The sequence below is a fragment of the Actinokineospora baliensis genome (assembly GCF_016907695.1).
Lineage (GTDB): Bacteria > Actinomycetota > Actinomycetes > Mycobacteriales > Pseudonocardiaceae > Actinokineospora > Actinokineospora baliensis.
This window is the reverse complement of the sequence record NZ_JAFBCK010000001.1, coordinates 465,818-483,176: the sequence shown is the minus strand read 5'-3', so window position 1 is coordinate 483,176 and position 17,359 is coordinate 465,818. Positions and strand designations below refer to the sequence as shown.

The following is a 17,359-nucleotide window of genomic DNA, read 5'->3' as shown; positions in this document are numbered from 1 at the left end:
AGGATCGAAGACAAATGGAGACCGCAACAACGACCGAGAAGCCCATCGCCGGAGGGGTCGCGTGACTGTGTTGGATTCGCGGCCCGACCTGCCCTTCGAGGGTGGCCGAGGTACCCGGGTGGCCAAGTCGGGTCCGGAGTCCGCCGTGCTGATCACCCCCAGTGGGGTCACTATGCCCCCTGTGGAAGATCTCGGCGCGGGGCGCGGACCGGAGTGGCTGGACCAGTGGCTCGCCGCCAACGCCGCCGACGTGCTGGCCTGGTTCCGGCACATCCACGCCCACCCGGAGCTGTCCCGGCAGGAGTTCGCCACCACCGAGCTGGTCGCGGGCCTGCTCAAGTCGTTCGGCCTGCAGCCGGAGCTGCTGCCCGGCGGCACCGGCCTGATCTGCGACATCGGCACCGGTGAGCGCTGCGTGGCGCTGCGCGCGGACATGGACGCCCTGCCGATGACCGAGGCCACCGGCCTGCCCTACGCCGCGACCACCCCCGGCGCCGCGCACGCCTGCGGCCACGACGCGCACACCACGATCCTGCTGGCCACCGGCATCGCCCTGGCCTCCGCGCCGTCCCTGCCCGGCCGCGTCCGGCTGATCTTCCAGCCCGCCGAGGAGGTCATGCCCGGCGGCGCGCTCGAGGTCATCGACGCGGGCGGCCTCGACGGCGTGGAGCGCATCTTCGGCCTGCACTGCGACCCCCGCACCGAGGTCGGTCGGGTCGGCACCCGGGTCGGAGCGATCACCTCGGCCACCGACCTGCTCGAACTGCGCCTCACCTCGCCAGGCGGGCACACCTCCCGCCCGCACCTGACCGCCGACCTGGTGCACGCCCTGGGCACCGTGATCACCGGCCTGCCCGCGCTGCTGTCGCGCCGGGTGGACCCCCGCTCCGGCACCGTGCTCGTGTGGGGTGCCGTCCACGCGGGCGACGCCCCCAACGCCGTCCCGCAGGACGGGTTCCTGCGCGGCACCCTGCGCACCGGCGACCACGACGTCTGGGCCGACCTGGAGCCCCTGGTGGAGGGCCTGGTGCAGTCCCTGCTGGCCCCCACCGGCGTCGGCTACGAACTCCAGCACCGCCGCGGCGTGCCGCCGGTGATCAACGAGCGCGAGAGCACGCAGTACCTGCGCACCGCGATCGAGGCGGCCCTGGGCGAGGACGCGCTGGCGGGCACCAAGCAGTCGGCGGGCGGCGAGGACTTCGGCTGGTACCTCGAACACGTCCCCGGCTCCTTCATGCGCCTGGGCGTGTGGCCGGGCGAGGGCCCGATGCGGGACCTGCACCAGCCGACCTTCGAACTCGACGAGCGGGCCCTGCTGGCGGGCATCCGCGTCATGACCCACACCGCCCTGGCCGCGCTGGCCTGAGGGTTCCCCGGCTCCCCGGGGGTTCACGTGCGGAACGTGGACCCCCGGGTTTTTCCCGTGCGGCGGTCGGAACCCCTGCGATTACGCGAACTTGTGCGAGGCGTTCTGGTTGCGCATCGCCTCGATCATGTCCCCGTGCTCATCGGGCAGGAATGTGTCTGATATTCCACCGTAGCCGCTGTTGTAGTACACCGTGATCTGGTTCCCGCTCGTCCTGTTCCAGGCCGAGATCGCATTGTTCTTGACGCATTCACCCTGACCCGCGCCTGGCCCCTTGAACTCGTAGCACCCCGGCTGCGAGGCGCCGTAGTTCGAGATCGAACCACTGAAGTCCGACACCGATCCCGACAGGCCGAAGCCCCAGTACAGGCAGAACTCCCCGGTCTCGCAGACCCCGTTCCTGGCTGTCGCGGCACCGGCCGCGGTCGCCGTGGCCACCGCCAGAATGGCGCTCCCCCCGATGGCAGTCACTGTTCGAGCCCACCGCCTGGCCATTGTCCGCATCCGAACCCTCCCATTTCGCCGAGATATCTGGTCGGTGTGCGGCGCCGCGAGATCATCTTCCACCGGAACGGCGGCGCAGGGGAACGGGGGCGGCGATCATCCACCTGATCCGACCAATTCCGTGGCGAACGGGCGCGTCGAATCGTCAGCGGTCCACAAAGGGATGACCGCCCCGGATTCCGGGGCGGTCACCCGTTCGGTTCACATCACCAGAAGTGCGCCACGTCGATCACGATCCGGGTGCCGCCGTTGTCGCGCGGCAGGGTGAACGCCCGGAACGGCAACCGGGCCCGCAGCCCGATCCCCACGGTCGAGTCGCCTTCGAACGTGCCTGCGAAGACCACCTGCCGGAAGGTCGACCAGCCGGTGACGTCGACCAGTTCGGTCCAGTTGGCCGGGTGGTAGGTCGACTGGCCGTTGTCGTCGTAGGCGCGGCCGCGGGCGACGATCTGCAGCTTCGCCGCGCCCCGGGTCGGGATGACGGCGCCGCTGCCGTCCTGGGTGATCTCGTTGACGTAGCTGACGTGGTAGCCGTGGCCGCCGGGGGCGTCCAGGTCGATCACCAGCCGGTCGTAGCACTCGTGCCTGCCGCCGCGCACGTCGCGCAGCCAGCCCGCGGCGTTGAGGCCCGCGGACTTGACCCCGGAGCCCCACGTGATGCCGCAGTACGGGTCCGCTGTGGCCGCACCGGGCGCGAACACCGCGAGTGTGCACGCCACGGCCACCGCGGCCACGATCGAGAACAAGCGTTTCACCGCAACTCCCCCTCTTCTCACCATGTGTGCGCGACGTCGATGACCAGTCGCGTTGTGCTGCCGTCGTCGATCGTGAGCGCTCGGAAGGGCAGGCGCGCCCGGACCCCGAGTGCGAACGTCGTGTACGGCACGCGGCCGCCGAGCGAGTGCAGCTGCCGGAAGGTCCGGTAGCCGTCGACGGCGACCACCTCCGCCGGGTTCGGCGGGTCGAACAGCAGGTCCCCGGTGTCGAGGTCGTAGGCGGAGGCGTCGACGTGGAGGAACAGCCCCGCGCCGCCGCGCACGGTGACCGGGTTGCCCGCGATGTCCTCGAACGAGTCGGCGTAGCCGATCGAGTAGTCGCGCACGTGCGCGCCGCGGATGTCGAACACGAGCCGGTCGTAGCAGTCGTGCCTGCCGGAGCGGACCCCGGTGAGCGAGCCGTTGTCCGGCGCGCCCGCGCTGGACTTGGGCAGCGAACCCCAGGTGGTGCCGCAGGTCGCGGCGGTGGGTGTCGGGTCAGCGGCCGCTGGGGTCGCTGACAGGGTGACGGCGGCGAGCGCCGCGGTCAGGGTGGCGAGCCAGGATCTCCGATGTGCCATGTCCGTTCTCCTCGCACTGGCCGACACCTGGTCGGCGAGCGGTATGGCCGCGAGTCGGCCATACCGGAGGAGACGTGCGGCACACCCCGGAGTTGTGCTCAGCTGGTCGCGGCGGGCCCGATTCCACTGCACGGCCTAATCCGCAGGTCCTCGACGTAGTCGGCGGGTGCCCCGGCGGCCTCCGCGGCGTCGGCGACCACACCGAGGTAGCGGGCCGAGGGCAGGCCGCCCTCGTAGGCGTCGAGGACGTAGAGCCAGGAGAGCACGGAGCCCTCCAGGGTCTGCACCCGCAACCGGATCTTGGAGTGCAGCCCCAGCTCGGAGCCCTCCCAGCGATCCAGGTTCTTCTCGTCGTCGGTGACGTCGTAGAGCACGACGAACACCTGCGAGTCCGGGTCCTCGACGACGGTGGCCAGCGCGCCCTCCCACCCGAGGTCCTCGCCCCCGAAGGTCAGCCGCCACCCGACGAGCCACCCCGTCCCGGCCATCGGCGAATGCGGGGCACGCTGCGTCATCTGGCCCGGATCCATGTTCGACCCGTAAGCGGCATAGAGCGGCACGCCGGACAGCCTAGCCACACCGTGCGGTGTCAGCAGGCAGCCGCGCCCAGGGATCACCTTTTCGCGGCCACCCCCGACCCGGTTGGGCCGCCCCGGCTACCGTGTTCGCGGGTACACGCGCGGGTGAACGGAGGACCAGGTGACCCGGATCGTGATCATGGGCGGCGGGCCTGCCGGGTACGAGGCGGCCCTGGTCGCCGCGCAGCACGGCGCCGAGGTGACCGTGGTCGAGCGGGACGGCCTCGGCGGCGCCTGCGTGCTCTACGACTGCGTCCCGTCCAAGACCTTCATCGCCTCGGCCGGTGCCAGGGTCGCCTTCCGCGACGCCGACGAGCTGGGGATCGGCACCGACGACGTCGACTCGACGGTGCACCTGCCGGTGGTCAGGGGCCGGGTGCGCGGCCTGGCGCTCGCCCAGTCCGCCGACATCCGCAACCGGGTGCAGCGCGAGGGCGTGCGGGTGGTCACCGGCACCGCGCGGTTCTGCGACGACCGCACCGGCATGGCCGCGCACCGGGTCGCCGTGGAGTCCGGCGGCACCACCGAGGTGCTGCCCGCCGACGTCGTGCTCATCGCCACCGGCGCCACCCCCCGGGTGATCCCCGGCGCCGAGCCGGACGGGGTGCGCGTGTTCGACTGGCGCCAGATCTACGACCTGCCCGAGCTGCCGGAGCACCTGGTCGTGGTCGGCTCCGGGGTCACCGGCGCCGAGTTCGCCTCCGCGTTCATCGAGATGGGCGTCAAGGTCACCGTGATCTCCAGCCGCGACCGGGTCCTGCCGCACGAGGACGCCGACGCCGCCGCTGTGCTGGAGGACGTGTTCTCCGAGCGCGGCACCACCCTGGTCAAGCACGCCCGCGCGGAGAAGATCGAGCGCGACCACACCGGGGTCACCGTGCACCTCAAGGGCGGCGAGACGGTCCGGGCCAGCCACGCGCTGATGACCGTCGGCTCGGTGCCCAACACCACCGACATCGGGCTCGACAAGATCGGCGTCGAGCCGGGCCCCGGCGGGTTCATCACCGTCGACCGGGTGTCGCGCACCGGGATCCCCGGCGTGTACGCCGCAGGCGACTGCACCGGTGTGCTGATGCTCGCCTCGGTGGCGGCCATGCAGGGCCGGATCGCGATGTGGCACGCGCTCGGCGAGGGTGTCGCCCCGATCAAGCTCAAGACCGTCGCGGCCAACGTGTTCACCCACCCCGAGATCGCCACCGTCGGGATCAGCCAGCAGGCCATCGACAGCGGCGAGGTGCCCGCGCGCACGATCACGCTGCCGCTGGCCACCAACGCCAGGGCGAAGATGGAGGGCCTGCGCCGCGGTTTCGTGAAGCTGTTCTGCCGCCCGGCCACCGGCGTGGTGATCGGCGGGGTCATCGTGGCCCCCAGCGCCAGCGAGTTGATCCTGCCGATCGCCCTCGCGGTGCAGAACCAGTTGACCGTCGACGACCTCGCGCTGACCTTCTCGGTGTACCCCTCGCTGTCGGGGTCGATCACCGAGGCGGGCCGCCAGCTCATGCGGCACGACGACCTCGACTGAAATTCGCCCAGTTCCCGGGTTCCCGCCGCAACTTCACTCTTTCGTGCATATTGTGGTCCGGTTCGCTGCCTTCTCGGTGACCGGATTTACACGAGAAAGAGTGAATCCCCGGCACCGCTCTTTCGACAGACCTACTGAGCCGGTACCCCTGGGGAACCCAACCGTTACGTACGGAGGCTGGCCATGCGTCGGACCGAGTGCCCGGAATGCCTGGGCTCAGGACTCGCCCCCAACCGCAAGGACTTCTGCCCGCGCTGCGGCGGGATCGGACAGATCCCCCGCCTGCTGGCGGTTTTCCTCGCACCGCGGACCCCGGACAGAACCGGGGTCTGACGCGGCGGGTCCACGCCGTTCGGGTCACCCCTGGAGGCGGGGGTGACCCGAACGGCGCGCCCAGGCGCGTTTTCCGCGTACCGGCGGATTTCGCCCGTACACGTTACGGAACGGTCACGCGGGATAACGGGCCCCCGATGAGCGGCGACCTTCGGTGCGAGTTCCCTCGTATCGAGAGGCAGGCACCCCAGCCATGTCACAACCAGACCCGTACGGTCAGGCGCCCGCGCAGCAGCCCGGTTACCCCGTCGACCCGAACAGCGGCCAGTTCCCGGTCGCCCCGCCGCCGCAGCCCTACCCGGGGCAGCAGCCCTACGGCGCGCAGCAGTACGCGCAGGTGCCGCAGCAGGTCGTCGTCGCCCAGTACGGCCCGCAGCCGCAGAACGGGCCCGGCACCGGCGGTTTCGTCACCGGCTTGCTCGGTCTCATCTTCGTCTGGGTGCCGTTCGTCGGGCTGATCCTGGCCATCATCGGCGTCGCGCTCTCCGGGGTCGGCATCGCCAAGGCCAACCGCGGCGAGGCCAACAACAAGGGTCTGGCGATCGCGGGGCTCACCTGCGGCGCCATCGCGCTGGCGACCTGGATCCTGCTGCTGATCGCGGTGTCCTCGGTGGTCGTCTGAGCAGGCTGGTACCGCGGTGGCTCGGGGGCAGCGGCACCGCGTAGGTCCTCTGTGGACTCACTCGGTGCCGGTGTCGTCGTCCACCCAGTCCAGGGTGCGGGTCACCGCCTTGTGCCACTGCCGGTAGAGCCGCTCCCGCTCGTCGGCGGCCATCGCCGGGACCCACTCCTTGTCCTTGGCCCAGTTGGCGCGCACGTCGTCGAGACCACCCCAGTAGCCGACCGCGAGCCCCGCGGCGTAGGCGGCGCCCAGCGCGGTCGTCTCGGCCACCACCGGCCGGATCACCGGCACGTCGAGCAGGTCGGCCTGGAACTGCATCAGCAGCTCGTTGCCCACCATCCCGCCGTCCACCTTGAGCGCGGTCAGCGGCACCCCGGAGTCGGCGTTCATCGCCTCGATGACCTCCCTGGTCTGGAACGCGGTCGCCTCCAGCACCGCGCGCGCCAGGTGGCCCTTGGTGATGAACCGGGTCAGGCCGACGATCGCCCCGCGCGCGTCGGAGCGCCAGTGCGGGGCGAACAGGCCGGAGAACGCGGGCACGAAGTAGCAGCCGCCGTTGTCCTCGACCGAGCGGGCGTGCTCCTCGATCTCCGCGGCCGAGCCGATCATGCCCAGGTTGTCGCGGATCCACTGCACCAGCGACCCGGTGACCGCGATCGAGCCCTCGAGCGCGTACACCGGGGCCTGGTCGCCGATCCGGTAGCACACCGTGGTGAGCAGGCCGTTCTCGCTCATCACCGGTTCCGTCCCGGTGTTGAGCAGCACGAAGTTGCCGGTGCCGTAGGTGTTCTTGGCCTCGCCGGGGGACAGGCACGCCTGCCCGAAGGTCGCCGCCTGCTGGTCGCCGAGTACGCCCGCGATCGGCACCCCGGCCAGCGCGCCGCGCTCGCGCACCCGGCCCAGCTCGGCGGACGAGGAGGCGATCCTGGGCAGCATCGACAGCGGAATGCCCACCTCCTCGGCGATGTCGGCGTCCCAGTCCAGAGTGGACAGATCCATGAGCAGGGTGCGGGAGGCGTTGGTGGGGTCGGTGGCGTGCACCCCGCCGTCCACCCCGCCGGTCATGTTCCACAGCAGCCAGGTGTCCATGGTCCCGAAGAGCAGGTCGCCCGCCTCGGCCCTGGCCCGCGCCCCGTCGACGTTGTCCAGGATCCAGCGGACCTTCGGGCCGGAGAAGTAGGTCGCCAGCGGCAGCCCGGTCTTGGCCCGGTACCGCTCCTGCCCGCCGCCGAGGTCGCCGAGCGCGGTGGCGATCCGGTCGGTCCTGGTGTCCTGCCAGACGATGGCGTTGTACACCGGTTCGCCGGTCTTGCGGTCCCACACCACGGCGGTCTCGCGCTGGTTGGTGATGCCGACCGCGGCGATGTCGGTGGTGTGCAGGTCCGCCTTGGCCAACGCGCCTGCCACCACCGCGCGGGTGTTGTCCCAGATCTGCGCCGGGTCGTGCTCCACCCAGCCCGCGCGCGGCAGCACCTGGGTGTGCTCGCGCTGGTCGACCGACACCACCTCACCCGCGTGGCTGAACACCATGCAGCGGGTCGAGGTGGTGCCCTGGTCCACTGCGGCGACGTACTCGGTCATCGGGACTCCGTTTCACGCTGGGTTTCACACCGGGAGCGTCACGCTGGCAGGACTCTGGCGAGCAGGCCCGCGAGGACCGCGCCGACCAGTGGGCCCACGACCGGCACCCACGCGTAGCCCCAGTCCGCGCTGCCCTTGCCGCGGATCGGCAGCACCGCGTAGGCCAGCCGCGGGGCCAGGTCGCGGGCGGGGTTGATTGCGTAGCCGGTCGGCCCGCCGAGCGAGGCGCCGATGCTGATCACCACGAACGCCACCGCCGCGTAGCCCAGCGCCGCGTTGCCGAACTGCGGCAGCCCGCCGGTGCTGATCTTCACACCCGGGCTGGTCAGGATCCAGAACACCAGGACGAACGTGGCGATCACCTCGGTCACCAGGTTCCACGGCAGGTTCCGGTGCACCGGCGCGGTCGCGAAGACGCCCAGGGTGTTCTCGGGCTCGTCGTGGGCGTCGAACTGCAGCTTGTAGACCAGCCAGCACAGCACGGCGCCGATGAAGGCGCCGACGAACTGGCCGAGCAGGTAGGCGGGGACCTCGGCCCACCCGAGCTTGCCCGCGCTGAGCAGGCCGATCGTGACCGCCGGGTTCAGGTGCGCCTGGCTCGGCGCGGCGATGCTGGCGCCGACGAACACCGCGAAACCCCAGCCGACGTTGACCAACAACCAGCCGCCCCGGTGCCCGAGCGAGCCGCGCAGGACGGTGTTGGCGACCACGCCCGCGCCGAGCAGGATCAGCGCGGCGGTACCCAGCAGTTCCCACAGGACGATGTGCCAGAAGCTCATGGTGACTCCCTCGCGCTGCCGGTGGCGAGGTAGGCGCGGCCGGTCGGGGGACGGGGTCGGGGGATCGGGTTGGGGATCGGGTCGTGCGGCGGCGGTGCCCACCCTGAGTGAGATCGGACGTTACCCCCGGTTCGCTCGACTGTCCACGGGTCGACCGCGCGAGCGGGCCGGGGCGGGTAGCGTGGTGCTGGTCCCACGACCCCTCGGCCCGCGCTGGGAGGCGATCATGGCCAGCGGCAAGCCCACCGACCCGACCACACCATCCACTTCGGACAGTCGGACGCCCGGCGGCAGGCTCGGGCAGGCCGAGCGCGCGCTGGCCTGGCGGCGGTTGGGCGCGGAGCCGTTCGACGTCGTCGTGGTCGGTGCCGGTGTCGTCGGCGCGGGTGTCGCGCTGGACGCGGCCACCCGGGGCCTGCGGGTCGCCCTCGTCGAGGCGCGCGACCTCGCCTCCGGCACGTCCAGCCGTTCCAGCAAGCTGTTCCACGGCGGACTGCGCTACCTGGAGCAGTTGGAGTTCGGCCTGGTCCGCGAGGCCCTGCGCGAGCGGGAGCTGATGCTCACCCGGCTCGCGCCGCACCTGGTGAAACCGGTCAGCTTCCTCTACCCGCTCACCCACCGGCTCTGGGAACGCCCGTACACCGCCGCGGGCCTGCTGCTCTACGACACCATGGGCGGCGCGCGCTCGGTCCCCGGCCAGCGGCACCTCACCCGCGCGGGCGCACTTCGGATGGCCCCCGCCCTGCGGCGCAGCTCGCTGATCGGCGCGATCCGCTACTACGACGCCCAAGCCGACGACGCCCGCCACACCGCCACCGTCGCGCGCACCGCCGCCCACTACGGCGCGGTCGTGCGCACCTCGACCCAGGTCATCGGCTTCCACCGCGAGGCGGACCGGGTCAGCGGCGTCCGCGTGCGCGACGTCGAGGACGGCGCCGAGGTCGACGTCCGCGCCGACGTGGTCATCAACTGCACCGGCGTGTGGACCGACGAACTGCAGCGCGCCTCCGGCAGCCGCGGCCGGTTCCGGGTCCGGGCCAGCAAGGGCGTGCACATCGTGGTCCCGCGCGACCGGGTCGTCGCCGAGACCGGGCTGATCCTGCGCACGGAGAAGTCGGTGCTGTTCGTCATCCCGTGGCGCAACCACTGGATCATCGGCACCACCGACACCGAGTGGAACCTCGACCTGGCGCACCCGGCCGCCACCCGGCACGACATCGACTACCTGCTCGAGCACGTCAACTCGGTCCTGGCCACCCCGCTGACCCACGCCGACATCGAGGGCGTCTACGCGGGCCTGCGGCCGCTGCTGGCCGGTGAGAGCGAGGAAACCTCGAAGCTCTCCCGCGAACACGCCGTCGCCAGGGTCGCCCCCGGCCTGGTCGCCATCGCGGGCGGCAAGTACACCACCTACCGCGTCATGGCCGCCGACGCCGTCGACACCGCCGCCGTAGACCTGCCCGGCAGGCTGCAACCCTCCATCACCGATCGCGTCCCCCTCCTCGGCGCCGACGGCTACCACGCCCTGGTCAACCAAGCGGACCTGATCGCCACCCGCTGGTCCCTACACCCCTACCGCGTCCGACACCTGCTCGACCGCTACGGCTCCCTGCTGCACGAGGTCCTCGCCCTCGCCGCCACCCGCCCCGAACTCCTCAAACCCATCGACAACGCCCCCGACTACCTCCAAGTAGAAGTCGCCTACGCCGTCGAAGCCGAAGCCGCCCTCCACCTAGAAGACGTCCTCACCCGCCGCACCAGAATCTCCATCGAATACCCCCACCGCGGCGTGGCCTGCGCCCGCCAAGTGGCCCTCCTCATGGCCCCCACCCTCAACTGGACCGAAGCCCAGGTCGACCAGGAAGTAGCGCTCTACCAAGCCAGGGTCGAAGCCGAACGAACCTCCCAAACCCAACCCAACGACACCGCCGCCGATTCCATCCGCTCCACCGCCCCCGAACCCCGCCCCCACCTGGCAGAACCAATCCTCTAAACAACCACCCGAGCCAGCCCGCCGAAATCAACCACCCGACCCCGACAGCATTGCCGACCACTGGACACTCAGACCCTCCGGTGCCAGATGCTCGATGGGGCGGACTTGTTTTGCGTGGGGTGGCGGCAGTCGTAGCCTTGCCTCGCTGCAGGGCCATGCTTTTCGGCCCCGGCTTTTGCGGTCCTGCCACGGCTGGCGTAGGGGCCCCGCGCAAAACAAGTTCGCCCCATCGAGCACACCGCACCACCACGGACCGGGTCGCAATGCCGAAGGCGAGCCGTTCACCACTCCGCACTGTCGCGAAGCGACGAGCCGAACAACGCCCCCACCTGCTGCACCAACCGCCGCCCATCCGCAGGCGAAACCGTCGTCCAAGCCTCCCCGGAATCCGCGATCACCCGCGTCTGCACATACCGCCCCCGCGCCGTATCGAAATAACTCACCACCCGATCAGCGCGCCGCCGCCGCCCCCACCGGTCCCGCACCGCCGCCCCGAACTGCCCGTGCGCCCGCAACGGCGTGATCATCTCCGCCAGCGCGCTCGCGTCGTCCTCCCGCACCCCGCGCGCCCGCAGCCCCGACGCCAGCGGACCGGGCGCGGCCGCCTCGAAGTCCGCTGTCGGCACCGTCACCGACCGACCGGGACCGGCGGCGACCGGTGGCAGCACCGACAGCGCGTACCTCGGCAGGTCCGCCGCGTCGGCGGGGGACAGGGTGATCGCGGTGTCGGTCATCGTCGCCAGCACGGCGGCGTCGGCGCGGGCGGCGGCCAGCACCCGCAGCGGGCCGTCCGTCCACAAGCGACCGTCGACCTCGCGTTCCGGTCGGTCAAGCAGCGCCAGCAACGACGCCAGCAGCGGGTCGACCCGCCCCGGTCGACCCAGGCCGCGTTCGGCGAGCCCGCACCAGGCGCGGTCGACCAGGTCGGCCCGCTCGGTGTCGGTGCGCCCCGGCGAGGGCACCTCGAGCACCAGCGGGACCGGGCCGACACCGAGGTGCGCGGTGAGGACGTCGAACTCCAGCGCCGTGACCGTCACGGCGGTCACCGGATCAGCCGCCGATCACGCCGGGCGGGAGGTTGTGGTCCTCGCCGTAGAGGGTGACCGACTCGGTGACCTGCTCGTCCTCGCGGGCGAGGTCGCGCCTGCGGCCGCCCAGGGTGCGGCTCGACGACGTCGACGAACCGGTGGAGTTGTTGTTGGTGGATTCGGCGTTGTCGAACCACTGGCTCGACCCGAGCGTCTCCGCGCCGATCCTGCGCATGGCCAGCTTGTCGCCGCCGCCCATCGGGGCGCCGCCCGCCGCGCCCGCACCGGTCGGTGCCATCGGCGTCGCCGCGGCGTTCGCGCCGGACGCGGCCAAGCCCTGCCCGGTCGCCCCGGAGGTGGACCCGTCCGCGCCGATCGCGGTACCCGACATCGGCCCGCTGAGGCCGTTGCCGCCCGCGCCGAGCACCCGCGACTGGGTGCCGCCGCCGACTCCGCGCCGGTTCGAGCGCTCGTCGTCGGATCCGCTGGTGCCCGACGAGCCGAGCCCGATGACCGAGCCCTCCGGCGCCATCGGGGCGGCGCCGCTGAACATCCCGGGCGCCACGACCGGCCTGCGGACCACCTCGGGGGCGTCGCCGATCGCGGCCGACGACACCCCGATGCCCTGCCCGCTGCTCCAGCCGCGCCCCTCGGAGTGACCGCCGGGGCCGTGCGGGGCGTGGTAGTTCGGCGGCCGGTACTGCTCCTGCGCGCCGGGCTGCGGCGTGGACACGGTGCCGGTGGACGAGGTCTGGGTGCCCTGGCTGATGCCCTCGCCGCGGAAGCGGTGGTCGCGCTGGTTGGGGTCGAGCAACTCCGCCGGGCGCGGGAAACCGCGCCGCGGCTCCAGGTTCGTCTTCGTGCTGAGCTCGTAGGCGGCCATGACCTCGAAGGCCTTCTGCGCGCCAGCCGACCGGGCGGCCTCCACCGGCTCGGCGTCGTTCTGCACCGCGGCGATCTGCGCCGCGGGCGCCAACGCCGGGTCGGGCGCGATCGGCTGCTCGCCCTCGGGCGCGGGCATCTCGGCGCGCGCGGTGGCGATGTAGTCGCCCTGGTTCTCCACGGCCTCGCGCATCGCGGCCGACTCGTCAGAAGCGGTCCGCGCCCACGACACCAGCGTGGTCAACCGGTCCTTGGCCGCCCCCGCGGCGCGTCCGGCCCACACCGCTGCCGACCCGTCCAGCTTCGCCGCGAGGTCGTGGCCGACCTCGTTGAGCGTGGCGGTCAACTCGGTCCAGCGCCGCGACGGCTCCGCCGACGCCTGCGGTCCGGGACCGTCGTGCAGCATCAGGTACAGCTCCTTGTGGCTGTACCCGCGCCAGCGCCGCGCCCCAGTCGACTGATCGGTCATCGTTCGTCGCCCCCTCAGCCGCCGGTGCCCTGCTGCGTCACGGTCGCGGTGTTGTCCTCTTCGAGCAGCTGGTACTGCGCCGCCACCCGGTCGAGGGTGTGCACCGCGGTGTCGAGCTGGGTGCGGTAGGCGCGCAGCGCGTCCAACGCGGCCCGCTCGCTGTCCACGGTCAGCCGGTTCACCCAGCCGCCCGCGTCCAGGCTCACCGGGTCCTTGGCCCACGGCTCGACCCGCAGGCCGGTCTCGCCCAGCTCCAGCTGCCGGTCTACCCGCGCCCTGGCCTCGGCGAAGGCCGACCGCAGCGCGGGCACCGCCTCCGGGGTGATGTCGAGCAGGTCCGTGCGCTGGTCACGACCACCCCCGTGGCCCTGTCCCCCGTGCCCGCCGTGTCCTGGTGGCACCATCGCCTCCCACACCTGTTGCCGGATCCCCGTCACTACCCGTGGTGCACTAACTCTATCGAGTCGTCACGATCGGTTTCGACCATTCCCCCGTGCTTTCGTAGACGTGCACCGGATCGGCTGGGTTCCGTCGCCGCGGTGCCACCCACGGTCTATCAAACGACCGGCGCACCCGGGGCGTTACGGGCCACCAGGACGACGATGTCGGGTGCCACGACCAACCCGTGGTCACGGAACGTGGTGAACCCCAGCTTCGCCGCCACCCGCCCGGAGGCTTCGTTGCCCCGCGAATGCTGGTACGTGATCTCCTTGAGCCCCAACCCGTCGAACGCGAACCGCAACACCGCGGCCAACGCCTGGGTGGTCGCCCCCCTGCCCCGCGAGTCCGGGTGCGCCCACACCCCCGCCTCAGCCGTCCCCGCGTCGAGGTCGACCTCTTTGAGCAGGACCTCCCCCAACATCACCCCGGTCACCGGGTCGGCCACCGCCCACGAGTACCGCCGGTCGGCCAACCAATCGGCCTCCCGCCTGGCGATGTAGTCCCCCGCCCCGGCCAGGTCCCCCACCCGGATGTGCGGCAACCACCGCACGAACTCGGGATCGCTGAACCCCTCCACAATCCGCACCCGGTCGTCGAACCGGGCATCGTTGCGCAGCGCCCGCAGGTAATACCCACCCGCATTGATCTCCACCGGCTCCACGATCAGCACGCTACCGCGCCCCCACCGGGTCGACGTGCCGACCTGAGCAAGCGACCGTCAGCGCCAGCCGCGGCCGTAGTGGCGGCGGGGTGGGGGGAAGGGGCGGTTGCGGTGGCTGCGGGCGTGTTTCCACTCTTCGCCGAAGAGGGCGCCGCCTATGGCTGTGACGACCACGGGGAGCAGCAGTACGGGCCAGAAGTGCAGCACGAACAGGAACAGCACCACGCCCGCCACACCGGAGATGGGTACCAGCGCGGCGAACAGGCGCTGGTTGAGCGGCCGGTCCGCCCAGGTCAGCGGTTGTGGGGGCGGTGGTGGCATGGGTGGCGGAGCGGGCACCGGTACACCCGGCTTCGGGCCGGGTAGGTCGGCGAACAGGGCGGTCAGTTCGCCGAGCGTGCGGGCTGTGGTGATCTTGGCGCTGCGGTCGCCGTACTCGGTGATGTCGAGGCGGCCCGCTGTCATGTGGTCACCGAGCGCACGCAGTGCGTCCTCCCGCTCGGCGTCGCCGATGCGCAGCTCGGACGGGGGGATCTCGTTCACACCCCGATGCTACGTAACCGCCCGCCCGCCGGTGCTGAGACGAACCTCAGCACCGGCGAACCGGTCAGTCCTTGATCTCGCAGATGACCGAACCCGTGGTGACCGTCTCGCCTGCGGACACGCCCAGGCTGGTGACCGTGCCCGACTTGTGCGCGGTGACCGGGTTCTCCATCTTCATCGCCTCGAGCACCACGATCAGCTCGCCCTGCTCGACGGTCTGCCCGTCCTCCACGGCGATCTTCACGATCGTGCCCTGCATCGGCGCCGCCACCGCGTCACCGGAGACCGCGGCGCCCGCCTTGCCGCCCGCGCGCTTGCGGGGCTTGGCCTTCGCCGCGGGGGCCGCGCCACCACCGCCGAGGGAGAGCCCGGCGGGCAGCGACACCTCCAGACGGCGGCCGCCGACCTCGACGACCACGTTCTGGCGCTCCTCGGCCTCCACCGCGGCGTCGGCGCCACCGGTGAAGGGCTCGATGCGGTTGTCGAACTCGGTCTCGATCCAGCGGGTGTGCACGCTGAACCCGGTCCCGTCGCCGATGAACGCCGGGTCGCGCACGATCACCCGGTGGAACGGCACGACCGTCGCCATGCCCTCGACCACCAGCTCGTCGAGCGCGCGCCGCGACCTGGCCAGCGCCTCGTCGCGGTCCGCGCCGGTCACGATGACCTTGGCCAGCATCGAGTCGAACTGGCCGCCGATGACGGTGCCCGACTCCACGCCAGAGTCGACCCGGACGCCGGGGCCCTCGGGGGCGCGCCACGTGGTGACCGTGCCGGGGGCGGGCAGGAAGCCGCGGCCCGCGTCCTCGCCGTTGATCCGGAACTCGATGGAGTGCCCGCGCGGCGTCGGGTCCTCGGTGAACCGCAGCGCCTCACCGGCGGCGATCCGGAACTGCTCGCGCACCAGGTCGAGCCCGGTGGTCTCCTCCGACACCGGGTGCTCGACCTGCAGCCGGGTGTTGACCTCCAGGAACGAGATCGTCCCGTCGGTGCCGACCAGGTACTCCACGGTGCCCGCGCCGCTGTAGCCCGCCTCGCGGCAGATGGCCTTCGCCGAGGCGTGGATCTCCGCGCGCTGCGCGTCGGTGAGGAACGGCGCGGGCGCCTCCTCGACCAGCTTCTGGTGCCGCCGCTGCAGCGAGCAGTCGCGGGTGCCGACCACGATCACGTTGCCGTGCTTGTCGGCGAGCACCTGCGCCTCGACGTGGCGCGGCTTGTCCAGGTAGCGCTCGACGAAGCACTCGCCGCGGCCGAACGCCGAGACGGCCTCGCGCACCGCGGAGTCGAACAGCTCGGGGATCTCCTCCAGCGTGCGGGCGACCTTCAGGCCGCGGCCGCCACCGCCGAACGCGGCCTTGATCGCCACCGGCAGCCCGTACTCGGAGGCGAACGCGATGATCTCCTCGGCGCCGGAGACCGGCTCCTTGGTGCCGGGCACCAGCGGCGCGCCCGCGCGCAGCGCGATGTGCCTGGCGGTGACCTTGTCGCCGAGGTCGCGGATGGCCTGCGGGTCCGGCCCGATCCAGGTCAGTCCGGCGTCGATGACGGCCTGGGCGAACTCGGCGTTCTCGGACAGGAAGCCGTACCCCGGGTGCACCGCGTCCGCGCCGGAGCGCTTCGCCGCGTCCAGCACCTTCTCGATCACCAGGTAGCTCTCGCCGGGGGTGGACCCGCCGAGCGCGAACGCCTCGTCCGCGAGCCGCACGAACGGCAGGTCGCGATCGGGGTCGGCGTACACGGCGACACTGCCCAGACCCGCGTCGCGGCAGGCCCGGATCACCCGGACCGCGATCTCGCCCCGGTTGGCCACGAGTACCTTGCTCAGCGCCTTGGCCGACTCGGACACGCCGGTTCCTCCTTGGTTGGTCGCCGCTTGGGGGGAGTTTACGGATAGCCCGTGTAGCCGGAACCGAGAGCAACCCCACACTTGCCCGCTACCCTCCCCCTGACGTCGCTGTCGGTCCAGGGGAGGTGCGTTGTGGCTGGTCGGCGCGCACCGACCGCGGTGGTGCTCGCGATGGTGATCTGCGGGCTCGTGCTCACCGCGTCGTTGACCGGTGCCGCGGTGATGCGGGTGCGGGCCGCGCCCGCCAACACCGCGCCGGGTCCGACCACCGAGCCGACCACCTCGGCCAGCGCCGTGGAGTGCAGGCGGGTGCCGTGCCGGACCCTGGGCACCGCGTCGCTGGGCAGCACCCTGGTCACCCTCAAGGGCGACTCCGGGCTGGTGTCCGGCCGGTTGTTCATCCAGGGCCCCAGCGGGCAGCAGGTGGTCGAGATGGCCGTGGGCGACCTGGGTGTGTACCTGGACGACCAGTCTCTGCAGTGCGCGCCGGGGGCGGTGTCGGCGTGCCTGGTGAGCGGGTCGGGGGACAAGGGGACCGCCGGTCAGGTCGTCGCCGGGCGCTCGGACAAGTGGAGCGCGCTGGGCCGGGCGTTCTTCTCCGAGGCGAACTACCTGAGCCTGGCCAACGTCGACGGGGACACCTCGCCGGAGGTCATCGCGGTGCAGCAGGACTGCGCGTCGGGGGCCGACTGCGCGCGGCGCCCGGTGTACGCGCAGGTGTTCGGGCTCGGTGGGCAGGAATTGGGCTGCACCCGGCTGTACTCGCGGATCGACCAGTTGCCCGGTTACCCGACCGTCGCGCTGACCGCGGCCATGCTGCGCGACTGCCCGTGACGCCGAACGGCCGCCCCCATCGGGAGCGGCCGTTGCGCGGT

General features: G+C 71.9%; 18 protein-coding genes. 6 read left to right on the top strand and 12 right to left on the bottom strand.

Features of this window, described 5'->3' with window-relative positions; all coding sequences use genetic code 11:
• The first annotated feature begins 61 nt into the window (after nucleotides 1–61).
• Nucleotides 62–1,366: a M20 family metallopeptidase gene (locus tag JOD54_RS01825; protein WP_204448881.1), complete on the top strand. Its 1,305-nt coding sequence runs from the start codon at nucleotides 62–64 to the stop codon at nucleotides 1,364–1,366.
• A gap of 81 nt (nucleotides 1,367–1,447) precedes the next feature.
• Here JOD54_RS01825 and JOD54_RS01820 read toward each other — a convergent pair whose 3' ends face one another.
• From JOD54_RS01820 to JOD54_RS01805, 4 genes are all read right to left on the bottom strand, one after another.
• A complete protein-coding gene (locus JOD54_RS01820) occupies nucleotides 1,448–1,837 on the bottom strand; it encodes a peptidase inhibitor family I36 protein (RefSeq protein WP_307859788.1) in 390 nt (129 codons plus the stop codon).
• A 239-nt stretch (nucleotides 1,838–2,076) separates the two neighbouring features.
• Nucleotides 2,077–2,625, bottom strand: coding sequence for an AMIN-like domain-containing (lipo)protein (locus JOD54_RS01815; RefSeq protein WP_307859787.1), 549 nt, complete (start codon nucleotides 2,623–2,625; stop codon nucleotides 2,077–2,079).
• A 17-nt stretch (nucleotides 2,626–2,642) separates the two neighbouring features.
• Complete coding sequence (locus JOD54_RS01810; protein ID WP_204448879.1) at nucleotides 2,643–3,206, bottom strand: AMIN-like domain-containing (lipo)protein; 564 nt, start codon at nucleotides 3,204–3,206, stop codon at nucleotides 2,643–2,645.
• A gap of 98 nt (nucleotides 3,207–3,304) precedes the next feature.
• Nucleotides 3,305–3,766, bottom strand: coding sequence for a gamma-glutamylcyclotransferase family protein (locus JOD54_RS01805; RefSeq protein ID WP_204456009.1), 462 nt, complete (start codon nucleotides 3,764–3,766; stop codon nucleotides 3,305–3,307).
• A 139-nt stretch (nucleotides 3,767–3,905) separates the two neighbouring features.
• Between JOD54_RS01805 and JOD54_RS01800 the strand changes: the two genes are divergently transcribed.
• The 3 genes from JOD54_RS01800 (at nucleotide 3,906) to JOD54_RS01790 (ending at nucleotide 6,261) form a co-directional block, all read left to right on the top strand.
• The gene (locus JOD54_RS01800; protein WP_204448878.1) at nucleotides 3,906–5,306 is read left to right on the top strand and encodes an NAD(P)H-quinone dehydrogenase; all 1,401 of its coding nucleotides are present in this window, start codon (nucleotides 3,906–3,908) and stop codon (nucleotides 5,304–5,306) included.
• Nucleotides 5,307–5,489: 183 nt separating this feature from the next.
• Entirely contained in the window at nucleotides 5,490–5,639 is a 150-nt protein-coding gene (locus JOD54_RS01795; protein WP_204448877.1) for a hypothetical protein, read from the top strand.
• 193 nt (nucleotides 5,640–5,832) lie between these two features.
• Nucleotides 5,833–6,261 carry a DUF4190 domain-containing protein gene (locus JOD54_RS01790; protein ID WP_204448876.1) on the top strand — a complete coding sequence of 143 codons (429 nt, stop codon included), beginning with the start codon at nucleotides 5,833–5,835 and terminating at the stop codon, nucleotides 6,259–6,261.
• A 57-nt stretch (nucleotides 6,262–6,318) separates the two neighbouring features.
• Here JOD54_RS01790 and glpK read toward each other — a convergent pair whose 3' ends face one another.
• Both glpK and JOD54_RS01780 read right to left on the bottom strand, forming a co-directional pair.
• On the bottom strand, nucleotides 6,319–7,842 hold the full coding sequence (gene glpK / locus JOD54_RS01785; RefSeq protein WP_204448875.1) for a glycerol kinase GlpK: 1,524 nt from the start codon (nucleotides 7,840–7,842) through the stop codon (nucleotides 6,319–6,321).
• Between the two features lie 38 nt (nucleotides 7,843–7,880).
• On the bottom strand, nucleotides 7,881–8,621 hold the full coding sequence (locus JOD54_RS01780; protein ID WP_204448874.1) for an MIP/aquaporin family protein: 741 nt from the start codon (nucleotides 8,619–8,621) through the stop codon (nucleotides 7,881–7,883).
• A gap of 226 nt (nucleotides 8,622–8,847) precedes the next feature.
• On the opposite strand from JOD54_RS01780, the gene JOD54_RS01775 reads away from it, so the two are divergent.
• Complete coding sequence (locus tag JOD54_RS01775) at nucleotides 8,848–10,614, top strand: glycerol-3-phosphate dehydrogenase/oxidase (protein ID WP_204448873.1); 1,767 nt, start codon at nucleotides 8,848–8,850, stop codon at nucleotides 10,612–10,614.
• A 281-nt stretch (nucleotides 10,615–10,895) separates the two neighbouring features.
• On the opposite strand, the gene JOD54_RS01770 is transcribed toward JOD54_RS01775, so the two are convergent.
• The 6 genes from JOD54_RS01770 to JOD54_RS01745 form a co-directional block, all read right to left on the bottom strand.
• Nucleotides 10,896–11,651 (bottom strand): ESX secretion-associated protein EspG, encoded by a 756-nt coding sequence (locus tag JOD54_RS01770; protein WP_307859786.1) that lies wholly within the window; start codon nucleotides 11,649–11,651, stop codon nucleotides 10,896–10,898.
• Nucleotides 11,652–11,664: 13 nt separating this feature from the next.
• Nucleotides 11,665–12,993, bottom strand: a complete 1,329-nt coding sequence (locus JOD54_RS01765) for a hypothetical protein (RefSeq protein WP_204448871.1) — start codon at nucleotides 12,991–12,993, stop codon at nucleotides 11,665–11,667.
• 14 nt (nucleotides 12,994–13,007) lie between these two features.
• The gene (locus tag JOD54_RS01760; protein WP_204448870.1) at nucleotides 13,008–13,397 is read right to left on the bottom strand and encodes a transcriptional regulator; all 390 of its coding nucleotides are present in this window, start codon (nucleotides 13,395–13,397) and stop codon (nucleotides 13,008–13,010) included.
• A gap of 152 nt (nucleotides 13,398–13,549) precedes the next feature.
• A complete protein-coding gene (locus tag JOD54_RS01755) occupies nucleotides 13,550–14,095 on the bottom strand; it encodes a GNAT family N-acetyltransferase (protein ID WP_204448869.1) in 546 nt (181 codons plus the stop codon).
• A gap of 57 nt (nucleotides 14,096–14,152) precedes the next feature.
• Nucleotides 14,153–14,638, bottom strand: coding sequence for a DUF1707 SHOCT-like domain-containing protein (locus JOD54_RS01750; RefSeq protein ID WP_204448868.1), 486 nt, complete (start codon nucleotides 14,636–14,638; stop codon nucleotides 14,153–14,155).
• Between the two features lie 64 nt (nucleotides 14,639–14,702).
• Nucleotides 14,703–16,484, bottom strand: coding sequence for an acetyl/propionyl/methylcrotonyl-CoA carboxylase subunit alpha (locus JOD54_RS01745; protein WP_204448867.1), 1,782 nt, complete (start codon nucleotides 16,482–16,484; stop codon nucleotides 14,703–14,705).
• Nucleotides 16,485–16,616: 132 nt separating this feature from the next.
• On the opposite strand from JOD54_RS01745, the gene JOD54_RS01740 reads away from it, so the two are divergent.
• Nucleotides 16,617–17,318 (top strand): hypothetical protein, encoded by a 702-nt coding sequence (locus JOD54_RS01740; RefSeq protein WP_204448866.1) that lies wholly within the window; start codon nucleotides 16,617–16,619, stop codon nucleotides 17,316–17,318.
• Nucleotides 17,319–17,359: the final 41 nt, after the last annotated feature.

Coding starts and splice junctions, on each gene's coding strand:
- JOD54_RS01760 (WP_204448870.1), bottom strand. CDS start 13,397: ATGGTGCCACCAGGACACGGCGGGCACGGGGGACAGGGCCACGGGGGT.
- JOD54_RS01765 (WP_204448871.1), bottom strand. CDS start 12,993: ATGACCGATCAGTCGACTGGGGCGCGGCGCTGGCGCGGGTACAGCCAC.
- JOD54_RS01790 (WP_204448876.1), top strand. CDS start 5,833: ATGTCACAACCAGACCCGTACGGTCAGGCGCCCGCGCAGCAGCCCGGT.
- glpK (WP_204448875.1), bottom strand. CDS start 7,842: ATGACCGAGTACGTCGCCGCAGTGGACCAGGGCACCACCTCGACCCGC.
- JOD54_RS01780 (WP_204448874.1), bottom strand. CDS start 8,621: ATGAGCTTCTGGCACATCGTCCTGTGGGAACTGCTGGGTACCGCCGCG.
- JOD54_RS01775 (WP_204448873.1), top strand. CDS start 8,848: ATGGCCAGCGGCAAGCCCACCGACCCGACCACACCATCCACTTCGGAC.
- JOD54_RS01795 (WP_204448877.1), top strand. CDS start 5,490: ATGCGTCGGACCGAGTGCCCGGAATGCCTGGGCTCAGGACTCGCCCCC.
- JOD54_RS01810 (WP_204448879.1), bottom strand. CDS start 3,206: ATGGCACATCGGAGATCCTGGCTCGCCACCCTGACCGCGGCGCTCGCC.